The following is a 13359-nucleotide window of genomic DNA, read 5'->3' on the forward strand; positions in this document are numbered from 1 at the left end:
GTGACGGAGTCCGAGGTCCTGCGCCGCGCCACCCGTGACGACGTGATGCGCTCCGCCGTGGACGTCGCGCCGACGCTGCTCGGCGCGGAGCTGCGGACCGTCGTCGTCGAGGACGGCCTCCCGGTCGAGGTGCGCGTGCGCATCACCGAGGTCGAGGCGTATCACGGGCAGGGCACGGGCGCCCTGGCCGACCCCGGGTCGCACGCCCGCATGGGGCGCACGGCCCGGAACGCCACGATGTGGGGGGAGCCCGGGCATCTGTACGTGTACCTCAGCCACGGCATCCACTCCTGCGTCAACGTGGCCTGCGGCCCCGAGGGGCAGGGCGACGGGGTGCTGCTGCGTGCCGGGGAGATCGTGTCCGGCGTGGAGGCGGCGGCTCGACGACGACGTGCGGTCCCGCCGCTCGGCCGCACCGCCCTCCGGGACCTCGCGCGCGGACCGGGACGGCTCGGACAGGCCGCGGGGCTGCGGCACTCCCTGCACGACGGCATCGACGCCGTCACGGGCGACGAGCAGAACGGCGCCAGGGCGGAGCTGTGGCTCGGCCCTCCCGTGGTCGACGTGGCCCAGGGTCCGCGGGTGGGGGTGGCGGGTGTCGCCGGGACGGACGCGTTCCCCTGGCGCTTCTGGATCCCCGGCGACCCGACGGTCTCCGCCTTCCGGTGGGGGCGGGGTGCTGCCGACGCTTCGAGTCGCGCGAATGGTGGCTTTTCGGGCTGAGATGGGACCATTCAGGCGATTCGAACGGCGGGCCGAGGCCGTGCTAGACTGACTCTTCGTCTGCGCACGCTCCTGTGCGCAGTTCGTGTGCTCCCCCTTCTTCCGCCGAGAGATCGGCATGCGGGGCGGCGTGCAGACAAGGGATCTTGGGTGAGGCCGTCCGGTCTCACGGTAATGAAGGAGTCATCATCATGGCAGCAGTGTGCCAGGTGACCGGAGCTGTTCCCGGCTTCGGTCACAACGTCTCGCACTCGCACCGCCGGACGAAGCGTCGCTTCGACCCGAACGTGCAGAAGAAGACCTATTTCGTGCCCTCGCTCGGTCGTAAGATCACGCTCAACGTGTCCGCCAAGGGCATCAAGGTGATCGACGTGCGCGGCATCGAGAACGTCGTCAAGGACCTCCAGGCGAAGGGTGTGAAGCTCTAATGGCCAAGAAGGCTCAGGACGTCCGTCCGATCATCAAGCTGCGTTCGACGGCGGGTACGGGTTACACGTACGTGACCAAGAAGAACCGCCGCAACACCCCCGACCGCCTCGTGCTCAAGAAGTACGACCCGGTCATCCGTCAGCACGTCGAATTCCGAGAGGAGCGTTGATCCATGGCTAAGAAGAGCAAGATCGCGCGCAACGAGCAGCGCAAGGTCATCGTCGAGCGCTACGCCGAGCGTCGTGCCGAGCTGAAGAAGACCCTGGTCGACCCGAACGCCACCGACGAGGCCCGCGAGGCCGCCCGCGTCGGCCTGCAGAAGCTGCCGCGCAACGCGTCGCCGGCTCGCGTGCGTTCGCGCGACGTCATCGACGGCCGCCCCCGTGGTGTCCTCACGAAGTTCGGCATCTCGCGTGTCCGCTTCCGTGACATGGCGCACCGTGGCGAGCTGCCCGGCGTGACCAAGTCGAGCTGGTAAGCATCGAGCGAAGAAGGGCGAGGATCTCGGATCCTCGCCCTTCTTGCATGCCCGGCGACGCAGGCGATCGCGCGGGATCAGGCACGTAGGCGGGCGAGCGCCTGATCCCGCGCGGGGGCCTGAACCGGCGAGCGAGCGTCCGAAAACCTGTGACGCGAGTGGCCAATGTGACGCGACACGCCGGGAAATCGGTCGAAACCCGCGAAATGACGCGGAAATCCGGGTGGCCGTTGGTACATTCGAGGCGGTCACACGACCAACGGGGAGCACCCGCTCCTCGCACCCACACACGATGCGACGGTCCTTCGTCGCTGGAGGATGACATGGCTGACAAGTCCATCACCAAGACCGAGCTCGTCGCGAGCATCGCTTCCGCCACCGGCCAGAGCCAGGCCACCGTCTCCGGTGTCCTCGACTCGCTGTTCGCCACGGTCTCCGACGCCGTCGCCAAGGGCAGCAAGGTCTCCATCCCGGGCTGGATCTCGTTCGAGCAGGTCGACACGGCCGCCCGCACGGGCCGCAACCCGCAGACCGGCGCCGAGATCAAGATCCCGGCCGGCAAGCGCGTCAAGGTGACCGCCGGTTCCAAGCTCAAGGCTGCCGTCAAGTAAGACCGCACCCTTTCGAAGGCCGCCCTCGATCCGGGGGCGGCCTTCGTGCTTCCTCCCTGCTGCGCGCGCCTAGGCTGGAGGGGTGAGTTCCCGCACCGAGACGCCGCGCTCGACGTCGGCGTACCGTCTCGCCGGCATCGTCATCCTCCTCGCCGCCGCCGGCGTCGCCCTCGCCTGGGCGCTCCTGGTCGGCGGAGGGGCGAACCCGCCGCTGCTGCAGGACCCCGGACCCGTGGTGCTGTGGGGCACACCGCTGGCGAAGCTCGTGATGAACCTCGCCGGCGCGCTCATGCTCGGATCGCTCGTGCTGGCCCTGTTCGGACTGCGGGCCGGAGAGCGCGCGTTCGACACGGCCCTGAACATCGCCTCGGTCGGCGCCGCCGTCTTCACCGTCTCCGCCGGACTCGCCGGATTCTTCTCCTTCATGGCGGCCTTCAACCCGCAGCTCAGCATCGAGCGCGAGTTCGGCTCGCAGCTCGGGCGCTTCCTGCTCGAGCTCCCGCTGGGACAGTCGTGGCTGATCACGACGATCCTCGGTGCGGTCATCACGGTGCTCGCGTTCGCCTGGCGCACCTGGACGCCCACACTGCTCACGGCGCTGCTGGCCGCGGTGTCGTTCCTGCCGCTCGCGACGCAGGGACACGCGGGGGACCTCGACGGACACAACATGGCCGTCAACTCGATCCTCCTGCACACGATCGGCGCGGCGGTGTGGCTGGGCGGCCTGCTCCTCCTCGTGCTCCTCCGCGGGCAGCAGGGGGTCGACCTGCCCGCACTCGTCTCGCGGTACTCCTCCCTCGCGATCGCCGCCTTCGCGGTCGTCGCGGTCTCCGGCTTCACCCGATCGATCGTGGCCGTCGGAAGCTGGGAGGCCGTGTGGACCACCCCGTACGGGCTCATCGTCGTGGTCAAGGCCGCTCTCCTCGTCGGCATGGGGCTGCTCGGCGCCTGGTACCGCACGCAGCTGATCCCGAAGCTGAGCGGCGCCCGCGCCTCGCGGTGGTTCTGGGCGCTCGTGCTCGGCGAGGTGGCGCTGATGGGTCTCGCCTCCGGTGCCGCCGCCGCGCTCGCCCGCACACCCCCGCCCACCGGCGAGGTCGCGGCGTTCGCGCAGACCCCGGCCCAGATCCTCACGGGATCGCTGCTGCCGCCCGAGCTCACGCTGGAGCGCTGGTTCACGGCGTGGGACATCGACGTGCTGTGGCTCGTCGCGGCGGGTCTCGGACTCTTCTTCTATCTCGCAGGGGTGCGCCGGCTCCGGCTCCGCGGCGACCGCTGGCCGATCCACCGCACCGTCTTCTGGGTGCTCGGTCTGCTCCTGCTGGTGTGGGTGACCGGCGGTCCCATCAACGCCTACCAGGAGTACCTCTTCAGCGTGCACATGCTGGGGCACATGATGCTCTCGATGGCGATCCCGCTGCTGCTCGTCTCCGGGGCGCCGATCACCCTCGCGCTGCGCGCCATCCACAAGCGCGACGACGGCACCCGTGGCGGCCGTGAGTGGATCATGTGGGCCGTGCACTCGCCGTTCGCGCGGGTCGTCACGCATCCGATCGTGGCGGCGGCGATCTTCATCCTCTCGCTCTGGGCGTTCTACTTCACCGACCTCGTGCGCTGGTCGATGTACGAGCACCTCGGGCACGAGTGGATGGTCATCCACTTCCTCATCTCGGGCTACCTGTTCGTGATGAGCCTGATCGGCGCCGATCCCGTGCCGTACCGACTGCCGTACCCCGGCCGGCTCATCACCCTCATCGCGGTGATGGCCATGCACGCGTTCTTCGGCATGGCGATCATGATGCAGGAAGGACTCATGGTCGCCGACTGGTTCGGTGCGATGGGCCGCGACTGGGGCGCCGACCCCATGACCGACCAGTACGTGGGCGGCGGCATCGCGTGGTCGATCGGCGAGATCCCGACGCTCATCCTGGCCATCACCGTCGCGATCCAGTGGAGCCGGAGCGACACCAAGCTCCAGCGCCGCCGCGACCGCCACGCCGACCGCACGGGCGACGCCGAGCTGGAGGAGTACAACGCCCGGCTGGCCGACCTCGCTGCCCGTGATCAGCGCGCCGCGGAGCGCCAGCGCCGCTGACGCGGCGAGGGTCTCACTGCCCGAGGTCGTCCGGCGATCCGACGCGGATCGAGGCGGAGCCGTCGGGGAGGATGGCGATCGACCCGTTCACGCGGAACGGCACGTCTTCGGAGACCGGCTCGACGGAGCCGTCGAAGAGCGACTGGATCTCGACCTCGACGTGGGCCACGGCGTTCGCGGCCGGGATCTGCCAGTGGCCGTCGTCGGAGGGCGCGACCATGATCTCGGGCTGCTGGGTGATCGACCACTTCGGCGGCGCCGCGATCCGGTTCTCGACGCGGAGCCCGAACGGGCAGGCCGTGGGCTGCAGCACCTCCTGCGTGGTGCAGCGGGTGAGGAACTCCTCGACGCGCTGCTGGACGACGTCGACGAACTCCTCCGTCGGCTCCGACTGCACGTCCAGAGGGGTCACCGCGAGCGGCGTGTCGGCGAGGACGCCGTGGCCGGACGACTCCGAGATCGCCGTGTCCACCGTGACGGAGTACACGCCGGGGGTGAAGACCAGCAGGGGCAGAGGCTCGAGCGGAGGAGCGGCGGTACCGGCGGCGGAGACCTGCCGACGGTCGACCTCGAAGCCGTTCACGGCGAAGCGGTCGGACCCGCGCACGGTGAGCTCGACGACCGCCAGCGGGCTCGTGGTGAAGCGCCAGTTCGGCGTGATGCCGGCCCAGCCGTCCTGCGCGACGTGGAAGGTGGTCGTCCCGGAATGCCCACCCGCCTGGTAGCTCACCGTGACCGCGGTGTCGTCGCCGGAGGTCTGCTCCGACTCGACCTCGATGTCGGTGAGGGGGCCGAGGGCGGAGCGGCGCAGCAGGGCCTCCGATGCGGCGGGGTCGATGCCCGCGTCATCGAGGGTCTCCCGGTCGATCGCGACGCCGGGCACGCGGAGGGCGTCGGCCGCCCGCCCCTCGGCGAGCAGATCGAGATAGCGGACCACGAACGCCGACGGGCCGTAGAACTGCCGGTAGAGCGTGGCGCCTCCGGCGCCGATCGCGGCCAGCAGGAGGACGCCGATGAGCCCGAGGATCGCCAGATCGGCGCCCAGGCGCGACCGCCGGGGCGCGCGCGTCCCGGCCCGCTCCATGCCGGCCAGTCTAGGAGGGCGTCCTGGGGGGACGCCGAGCGTCGGCGGGCCCCCGCCGGACGGGGCACGTAGCATGGGGGAGCGTCCCGTGTCCGCCCCGCCAGCCCTGTGAGAACCGTGTCCCTTCCCGCCCTGTCCGAGGAGCAGCAGGAGCTGTTCCGGCTCATCGAGGACACGAGGGAGCACGTCTTCATCACGGGACGCGCGGGCACCGGCAAGTCCACGCTCCTGCAGCACTTCGCCTGGAACACGAAGAAGCAGATCGCGATCTGCGCCCCCACCGGCGTCGCCGCGCTGAACGTCGAGGGGCAGACGATCCACTCCCTCTTCCGGCTGCCGATCGGGCTGATCGGGGACGGGGACATCGACCAGAACGATGCGACCCGCCGCATCCTCAACGCGATCGAGACCCTCGTCATCGACGAGATCTCCATGGTCAACGCCGACCTCATGGACGCCATCGACCGATCGCTCCGGCAAGCCAGGGGGCGGCGGGGGGAGCCCTTCGGCGGGGTGCAGATCGTCATGTTCGGCGACCCGTACCAGCTCGCCCCTGTCCCGCCGCGCGGGGACGAGGCCCGGTACGTGAAGGATCACTACCGGTCGTTCTGGTTCTTCGATGCGAAGGTGTGGGCGGGCCCTTCGACAGCCCCTTCGACAGGCTCAGGGACCCAGGGGACCCAGGGGGCGCTGTTCGAGGTGGACACCCGGGCCGAGCTGCACGTGCGGGAGCTCGTGCAGATTCATCGCCAGTCGGACGACGGCTTCAAGTCCATGCTCAACGCCGTCCGCTATGGACGGGTGACAGCGGAGATCGCCGGGATCCTCAACGCTCAGGGCGCGCGCACCCCTCCGGAGCCCGAGCCGGGCGAGGTGCCGATGATCACCCTCGCCACCCGCAACGACATCGTGAACAGCATCAACAGCCGGCATCTCGCCGCGCTGCCCGGCAAGGAGCAGACCGCGCGAGCGGAGGTCAACGGCGACTTCGGCCGCGGCGAGGCCTCTCTCCCCGCCGAGTCCGAGCTCAAGCTCAAGGTGGGGGCGCAGGTGATGTTCCTGCGCAACGACACCGCGATGACCGGAGAGCCGCCGCGCTGGGTCAACGGCACCATCGGGACGGTGACCCGGATCCTCGGCGGGACCGTGCGCGTGGAGATCGACGGCGAGGAGGTCGACGTCGAGCCGGCCGTCTGGGAGCGGTTCCGGTACGCCTACGACCCGAACACGAAGAAGCTCTCCCGTGACGTCGTCGCCGAGTTCACCCAGTTCCCGCTGCGGCTGGCCTGGGCCGTGACGATCCACAAGTCGCAGGGCAAGACATACGATCGGGCGGTGATCGACCTGGGCTCCGGGGCGTTCGCGCCGGGGCAGACCTACGTCGCGCTGAGCCGGCTCACATCCCTGGAGGGGCTGTACCTCTCGCGTCCGCTGCGGCCCAGCGACATCCGCGTGGACGAGGACGTGCGGCGGTTCATGCGCGACGCGTGGCTCGCGGCCTCCACGCCGGAGCTGCCGAGGACCTGAGGCCGGCCGGTCAGGCGGCGGCGCGGGCGCGGTCCAGGTCTTCGAAGAGCTCCGTGTTGAAGCGGTACGCGAGCAGCACCTCGTCGATGACGCGCTCGCGCTCCGCCTCGTCCCAGGGGGCGGCGTCGAGCTGGTCGCGATAGACGTCCTTGAAGGCGGAGGGGTCGGCGATGTCGTCGAAGAGGTAGAAGCCGATGCCGTTCGTCTCGAAGCCGAAGCGCCGCGCCATCACCCGGCCGATGAAGATGCCGCCGGAGAGGTCGCCGAGGTAACGGGTGTAGTGGTGCGCGACGAAGCCGCCCGCCCAGGTCGCGCCCACCTGCCGGATGCGCTCGACGTAGCGCTGCGTGGTGGGCAGCGGGGCGATCCGCTCGCGCCACTCGGGCCCGAGGAGGAAGGCCAGGTCGGCCTCGAGCGCCGGGAGGCGCGTGAGCTTGTCGCTGAGGAACACCGACGCCACCGGGTCCTGGCGCATGCGCTCGCCGGCCTCCTCGAGCGCGTCGTAGATGAAGTAGTGCTGTGCGACCAGCGCGATGTAGTCCTCGCGCGATCCCTCGCCCTTGAGCAGATCGGACATGAAGCCCGCCGTCTCGCTGCGGGAATGCGAACCGGAGGAGCGCTCCCGGAGGGCGGCGGAGAAGGAGAGGATCTCGGGCATGGCTTCAGTGTAAGGGCAGCCTAACCTTGGAGGGAAGCCCGCGGCCGCAGCGACGGTCAGTCGTGGGGCCGGGGCTCCACGCCGAGGCGGGAGCAGGCGTCGTCGTACAGCGCCACGATCTCCCGGCGCACCTCCCGGCGCTCGGTGATGGGGCCGCCCGGCCACGGCACCCGGAGCTCCGACGCCGCGGCGTCGCGCGAGACCTCCCACACTCCGGCCTCCCCGTCGAACCCGGTCATCACGGCGCCGTCGACGTCGTCCGTGGGCGGTGCGGAGAAGGCGCGGGCGATCAGCAGGTTGTCGTCCGTGTGGTCGTCGTTCATGTGGCGGAGGACGGCGGCGATCACGTCGGCGGCGAAGTCATGGGGCACAGGGACACCCTACGACGGCTCGCGGGGCCGACTTTCAGCATCCGCGCTCTAGACTCAGGAGACACGTCTTCGGGGGTTCCCACACATGCACCTTCTCTCGTCGCGCCGGTGGCGCGCCGCAGCGGCCACGGCGGCCGTCCTCGGTCTCGTCCTCACCGGATGCTCCTCTGAGGAGACCTTCAGCTATACGCCGCCCGAGCAGGTCGACGCGACCCTTCCCGACGAGACCGTCGCCGCGCTCCAGGGGGCGGTCGACAACGCCATCGCCGCCTCCGGCGCCAGCGGTGCGATCGTCGGCGTCTGGGTGCCGTGGAGCGGGACCTGGGTCGCGGCCACCGGCACGCAGAGCAAGGCGGACGGCGGCGAGCTCTCCACCGACATGTCGTTCCGCATCGCCGACGTGACCCGCCTGATGACCTGCGACGTGCTCTACGCGCTCGCCGACGAGGGCACGGTCGAGCTGGACGCGAAGGTGCCGGAGTACGTCTCCGGCGTCGCCGACATGGACGACATCACCCTGCTCGACCTCTGCAACGGGACCAGCGGTGCCGGCTCCTCGGAGAAGACGGTCAAGGCGGCGTGGAAGAACACCCCCGACCGGGTGTGGGCACCGCTCGAGCTCGCCGGCTACGGCCTCGGTCGTACCCGGGTGGCTCCGCACACCACGTTCCGCGACTCCGACGCCGGATACCTCCTGCTCGGGCTCGCCCTCGAGCGCGCGTCCGGGATGAGCGCCCGCGAGCTCATCGCGGAGTACGTCACCGAGCCGCTCGGGCTCGCCGAGACCTCGCTCCCGCCGGCGGCCGCGGCGCCGCCCTCGGACGGCCCTGTGCTCGAGGGGCACTACATGAACAAGGGCGAGGGCGGGTACGACTGCGCCGCCCCGGTCGACATCACCACCCTGTCGTCGAGCACCGGTTTCACCGACTCCGGGGCCGTGTCCACCATCACCGATCTCGGCCGTTACATCCAGGCGGAGGCGACGCAGGCGCTGCGCACCAAGGACGACCCCGACCGGTTCGCGACGCCGCTGCCCGTGGCCGAGGACGCGCCCACCTGGTATCAGGCGACCGGGGGAGCGTACATCGCCGGCTCGATGATCGGCCAGCACGGCTGGACGCCCGGATACGCGACCGCGGCCTACTCGGATCCGACCACCGGGTTCACCGTGGCGGTCGTGCTGAACGACTCCACCGCCGGAGCCGTGTTCGCCCAGCAGCTCTCCTGGGAGCTCGCGGCGATCGCCTCCAAGGCGCCGGCCGCGTCCGGGGAGACGGCCCCCGACTTCGGTCTTCCCTTCACCGCGGAGCAGTACCACGCGGCGACGGCGGAGGCCGCTCTCCCCTGCATCCCCCCGGCGGAGTGATCCCGGCCCGAGCGAGCGAGGTCCGCATGGCGATCGTCGACAACGCGATCTACGTGGACGGTGTGCGCGCCGAGAACCCGCGCAGCCTCAACGAGACGTTCGAGCGGATCCGCGAACGGCGGGGCATGGGGTGGATCGGCCTCTATCGTCCGAGCGCCGAGGAGGTGCGGGCCGTCGCCGACGAGTTCGGCATCCACGAGCTCGTGGTGGAGGACGCCCTGTCCGGGCATCAGCGCGCCAAGCTGGAGCGGTACGGCGACGTGCTGTTCATGGTGCTGCGGCCCGCGCGCTACCTCGACGAGCGCGAGGAGGTCGAGTTCGGCGAGGTGCACGTGCTGGTCGGGCCGGACTTCGTCGTGACGATCCGTCATGCGGAGTCGCCGGACCTCGGCCGCGTGCGTCGCCGGCTCGAGGCCGACCCGGCGCTGCTCGCCCACGGCCCCGAGGCGGTGCTCTACGCGATCCTCGACGAGGTGGTCGACGAGTACTCCCCGGTCCTTGCCGGTCTCGAGAACGACATCGACGAAATCGAGGGTCAGCTCTTCGAGGAGGACGCCGACGCGACCCAGCGGATCTACGACCTCGGCCGCGAGGTGATCGACTTCCAGCGGGCGACCCAGCCGCTGGCCGGCATGCTGGAGGCGCTGCTCCGCGGCTCCGAGAAGTACCGCGTGAGCGAGGAGCTCCAGCGGTACCTGCGCGACGTTCTCGACCACACCCTGCGCGTGAGCGACAAGGCGGCCACCTTCCGCTCCGTGCTCGACAACGCCCTCACGGTCGAGTCGACCATCGTCGCACGGCGGCAGAACGACGAGATGCGCCGGATGACGGAGCTGAGCATCCGCCAGAACGACGAGGTGAAGAAGATCTCCGGCTGGGCGGCGATCCTGTTCGCCCCGACGCTGGTCGGCACCGTCTACGGCATGAACTTCGACCACATGCCCGAGCTGCACTGGGTGTTCGGGTACCCGATGGCGGTGCTGCTCATGGTCGCGATGGGGGTCGGACTCTACGCGGCCTTCAAGCGCAAGGGCTGGCTGTAGCGGGATCCGGGTCGCGGCCGGCCAGCGCGACGGGCGGTGCGGTCGGGCATGGGATGATCGCACCATGGAACTCGTGGCGGGAATCGACTCCTCGACGCAGTCCTGCAAGGTCGTCATCGTCGACGCGGTCTCCGGCCGGGTGATCCGGGAGGGTCGCGCTCCCCACCCGCCGGGGACCGAGGTCGATCCCGAGGAGTGGTGGCGTGCTCTGCAGGCGGCGATCGCAGCCGCAGGCGGCTTCGACGACGTGGAGGCCTGGGCGCTCAGCGGTCAGCAGCACGGCATGGTCGCGCTGGACGCCCAGGGCCGGGTCGTCCGGCCCGCTCTGCTGTGGAACGACCTGCGCTCCGCCGATGCCGCCGCCGCGCTCATCGCCGAGCACGGTGCGGCGGTTCTCGCCGCGCGTACGGGACTCGTGCCCGTGCCCTCCTTCACGCTCACCAAGGTGCGCTGGCTGCGGGAGCACGAGCCCGCGAACGCGCGCCGGGTGGCCTCGGTGGCGCTCCCGCACGACTGGCTCACGTGGCGCCTGCGCGGCTTCGGACCGGAGAGCGAGCGCGGCGCCGCGCTGGAGGAGCTCGTCACCGATCGCTCGGAGGCGTCCGGCACCGGGTACTGGACCGATGCCGGGTACGACCGCGACCTGTTCTGCGCGGCGCTCGGACAGGATGCGATCCTGCCGCGGGTGCTCGCGCACGACGCGGCCGTCGACGACGCCAGGGGGCGCCCGGTCGGTCCCGGGTCCGGGGACAACGCCGGCGCCGCACTCGGTCTGGGCGCGGGCGCCGGCGACGTGGTGCTCTCGCTCGGCACGAGCGGCACCGTCTTCGCCACGAGTGCGCACCGCACGGTCGATCCCACCGGAACCGTGGCGGGCTTCGCGGATGCGGCCGGCGGCCATCTGCCCCTCGTCGCCACGGTGAACGCCGCCCGGGTGCTCGACGTGGTCGCGGCCCTTCTCGGCGTCGACCACGAGGGGCTCGGCCGACTCGCGCTCGCCGCGGAGCCCGGCGCGGGCGGACTGACGCTCGAACCGTACTTCGAGGGGGAGCGCACGCCGAACCTCCCGGATGCGACCGGGACGCTCTTCGGCATGACACTCGGGTCGACGACGCGGGAGAACCTCGCCCGCGCCGCGTTCGAAGGGGTGCTCGGCGGTCTGCGCTACGGCCTCGACGCCATCCGGGACCTCCGGGTGCCGGCGGAGCGCGGGATCCTCATCGGCGGCGGTGCCCGGTCGGCGGCGGTGCGGGCGATCGCGCCGCTGATCCTCGACATCCCGATCGACGCGCCGCCGCCCGGCGAGTACGTGGCGTGGGGCATGGCCCGGCAGGCGGCGCGGACGCTGGGGCGGGATCTGCCCCCGGCCGCCTGACCGCGATCAGGCGAGGATGTCGGCCCAGGCCGCGGTCCGGTCGCCGACGAGATCGGTGCCGACGACCACCCAGTCCGCCCCGGCCGCCGCGAGGGCTGCGGCATCGGCCCGGCGCACGCCACCGTCGACGCCGATGCGACGCGACGGCGAGGATTCCCGCAGGGCGGTGACCTTGGCGAGGACGGCGCGGTCGAAGGCACTGCCGGCCTGACCCGGCACGATCGACATGCAGAGCACCGCCATGTCCGCCGGCACGCTCGTCGCCGGTGTCTGCGGTGACACCGCCAGACCGGGCGTGCCGCCGCGACGCGCGATGCGATCGACCGCGGCCTCCCAGTCGTCGCTCTCGACGTGCACGATCACGAGATCGCAGAAGTCGGTCCACGGGTCGACCTCCACTGCCGAACGCCGCGCCATGACGTGTGCCTCCGCCGTCAGACCGGTCTCGGTGGCGAGGCTCGCCGCCTCCTCGGGGCGAAAGCCGCCCGCTGCGGCGAACCGTCCGTCGGTCGTGTCCCAGTGCAGGCGGCGCAGTCCGGCCGCCCGCAGCCGCGCGGCGGTCGCCCGCCGTTCGGTCGCGGGCACCGACCACAGCGACCCGGCGACCTGGATCACGCGTCCTCCGCGAGCACGGCCTGGGCGAGCGCGTGATCGGTGAACAGCTCGGTGATGAGGCCCACCCGGGAGACCGTGCGGATCGCGTCGGCTTTGGCGGCGCCGCCCGCCACAGCGACGACGCGGGGCACCTTCTGCAGCTCCGCGTAGGAGATGTTCACGCAGCGGTCCTGGAACTCCTCGTCGACCGGGGTGCCGTCGCTGCCGATGAGGATCCCTGCGATGTCGGCCACGCATCCCTTCTTCAGGGCATTCGCCAGATCGTCGATGGGGAGCACGTCCCGCACCTGCGACACGGGCGGGTCCCAGGCGCCGACCGAGAGCAGGGCTGTCGTGACGGAGGGGAACAGGTCCATCGCGGAGCGGATGTCGGGGTGATTGCGCAGGCTCGCCGCGGTCTCGCGATCCCCGACGATGAGCGGCGAGAAGATGGGGTAGACCGCGCCGCCCGCGCGCCGCGAGGTCTGCCGGACGACCTCGATGGGGGAGGACGCGAGATCGCCGGCGACCACACCGGTGAGCTGCACGATCGACAGGCGCGGCAGATGGGCGAACTGGCTCGCGGTGGCCGTGAGCGTGCGCCCCCAGGTGACGCCCAGCACCTCGTCCTCATGGAGGGTGTCGCTGAGGGCGCGGGCCGCGGCAGCGCCGATCTGGCGGCGGACGTCGTCGTCGTCGCCATGGGAACGGACGACGAGGCAGTTCTCGAGGCCGAGCTTGTCCTGCAGGCGCTGACTGAGCTCGACGTCCGGCAGACCCCAGTCGTGGATCTCGATCGTGACCACGCCCTCCTCCTTGGCGCGAGCGAGCAGCCGGGCCACCTTGAAGCGGGAGATACCGAGGGCATCGGAGATCTCGACCCGGGATCGGTCCTCGAGATAGTGCGCCCTGGCCACCGCGGCCATCAGTGCGCGCTCGTGTTCCAGGCCCTTCGGCACCTCGCTCGTTTGAGCGCTGAAATCACGAAATTGTGACATATGTGAT

General features: G+C 70.9%; 15 protein-coding genes. 10 read left to right on the top strand and 5 right to left on the bottom strand.

The annotated features are described in order from the left end of the window. From ACIQID_RS11370 to ACIQID_RS11395, 6 genes are all read left to right on the top strand, one after another. Positions 1-723 (top strand): DNA-3-methyladenine glycosylase, encoded by a 723-nt coding sequence (locus ACIQID_RS11370; protein ID WP_400284934.1) that lies wholly within the window; start codon positions 1-3, stop codon positions 721-723. Between the two features lie 191 nt (positions 724-914). Then, positions 915-1151: a 50S ribosomal protein L28 gene (rpmB, locus tag ACIQID_RS11375; protein ID WP_017203559.1), complete on the top strand. Its 237-nt coding sequence runs from the start codon at positions 915-917 to the stop codon at positions 1149-1151. Beyond that, entirely contained in the window at positions 1151-1321 is a 171-nt protein-coding gene (gene rpmG / locus ACIQID_RS11380) for a 50S ribosomal protein L33 (protein ID WP_017203558.1), read from the top strand. The genes rpmB and rpmG overlap by 1 nt, the downstream gene beginning before the upstream one ends. A gap of 3 nt (positions 1322-1324) precedes the next feature. Further along, entirely contained in the window at positions 1325-1630 is a 306-nt protein-coding gene (gene rpsN, locus ACIQID_RS11385) for a 30S ribosomal protein S14 (RefSeq protein WP_017829734.1), read from the top strand. A gap of 323 nt (positions 1631-1953) precedes the next feature. Further along, positions 1954-2241 carry an HU family DNA-binding protein gene (locus ACIQID_RS11390; protein WP_017203554.1) on the top strand — a complete coding sequence of 96 codons (288 nt, stop codon included), beginning with the start codon at positions 1954-1956 and terminating at the stop codon, positions 2239-2241. A gap of 82 nt (positions 2242-2323) precedes the next feature. Further along, on the top strand, positions 2324-4336 hold the full coding sequence (locus tag ACIQID_RS11395) for a cytochrome c oxidase assembly protein (protein WP_400284946.1): 2013 nt from the start codon (positions 2324-2326) through the stop codon (positions 4334-4336). A 13-nt stretch (positions 4337-4349) separates the two neighbouring features. Here ACIQID_RS11395 and ACIQID_RS11400 read toward each other — a convergent pair whose 3' ends face one another. After that, the gene (locus ACIQID_RS11400) at positions 4350-5420 is read right to left on the bottom strand and encodes a hypothetical protein (protein ID WP_312674603.1); all 1071 of its coding nucleotides are present in this window, start codon (positions 5418-5420) and stop codon (positions 4350-4352) included. A 117-nt stretch (positions 5421-5537) separates the two neighbouring features. On the opposite strand from ACIQID_RS11400, the gene ACIQID_RS11405 reads away from it, so the two are divergent. Continuing rightward, positions 5538-6947, top strand: coding sequence for an ATP-dependent RecD-like DNA helicase (locus ACIQID_RS11405; RefSeq protein ID WP_400284950.1), 1410 nt, complete (start codon positions 5538-5540; stop codon positions 6945-6947). A gap of 10 nt (positions 6948-6957) precedes the next feature. On the opposite strand, the gene ACIQID_RS11410 is transcribed toward ACIQID_RS11405, so the two are convergent. Then, positions 6958-7605, bottom strand: a complete 648-nt coding sequence (locus ACIQID_RS11410; protein WP_312674606.1) for a biliverdin-producing heme oxygenase — start codon at positions 7603-7605, stop codon at positions 6958-6960. A gap of 56 nt (positions 7606-7661) precedes the next feature. Beyond that, complete coding sequence (locus ACIQID_RS11415) at positions 7662-7976, bottom strand: DUF2470 domain-containing protein (protein ID WP_400284954.1); 315 nt, start codon at positions 7974-7976, stop codon at positions 7662-7664. A gap of 85 nt (positions 7977-8061) precedes the next feature. Between ACIQID_RS11415 and ACIQID_RS11420 the strand changes: the two genes are divergently transcribed. From ACIQID_RS11420 to ACIQID_RS11430, 3 genes are all read left to right on the top strand, one after another. Continuing rightward, on the top strand, positions 8062-9342 hold the full coding sequence (locus ACIQID_RS11420; RefSeq protein ID WP_312674608.1) for a serine hydrolase domain-containing protein: 1281 nt from the start codon (positions 8062-8064) through the stop codon (positions 9340-9342). A gap of 26 nt (positions 9343-9368) precedes the next feature. Then, positions 9369-10385 (top strand): magnesium/cobalt transporter CorA, encoded by a 1017-nt coding sequence (corA, locus tag ACIQID_RS11425; RefSeq protein WP_025102722.1) that lies wholly within the window; start codon positions 9369-9371, stop codon positions 10383-10385. Between the two features lie 64 nt (positions 10386-10449). Further along, positions 10450-11760 carry an FGGY family carbohydrate kinase gene (locus ACIQID_RS11430; protein ID WP_400284958.1) on the top strand — a complete coding sequence of 437 codons (1311 nt, stop codon included), beginning with the start codon at positions 10450-10452 and terminating at the stop codon, positions 11758-11760. A 6-nt stretch (positions 11761-11766) separates the two neighbouring features. Here ACIQID_RS11430 and ACIQID_RS11435 read toward each other — a convergent pair whose 3' ends face one another. Together ACIQID_RS11435 and ACIQID_RS11440 are read right to left on the bottom strand one after the other, a co-directional pair. Then, positions 11767-12375: a hypothetical protein gene (locus ACIQID_RS11435; protein WP_400284961.1), complete on the bottom strand. Its 609-nt coding sequence runs from the start codon at positions 12373-12375 to the stop codon at positions 11767-11769. Beyond that, positions 12372-13352, bottom strand: coding sequence for a sugar-binding domain-containing protein (locus ACIQID_RS11440; RefSeq protein ID WP_312674611.1), 981 nt, complete (start codon positions 13350-13352; stop codon positions 12372-12374). The genes ACIQID_RS11435 and ACIQID_RS11440 overlap by 4 nt, the downstream gene beginning before the upstream one ends. Positions 13353-13359 lie beyond the last annotated feature (7 nt).

The organism is Microbacterium sp. NPDC091676, assembly GCF_044756645.1.
Classification (GTDB): domain Bacteria; phylum Actinomycetota; class Actinomycetes; order Actinomycetales; family Microbacteriaceae; genus Microbacterium; species Microbacterium paraoxydans_D.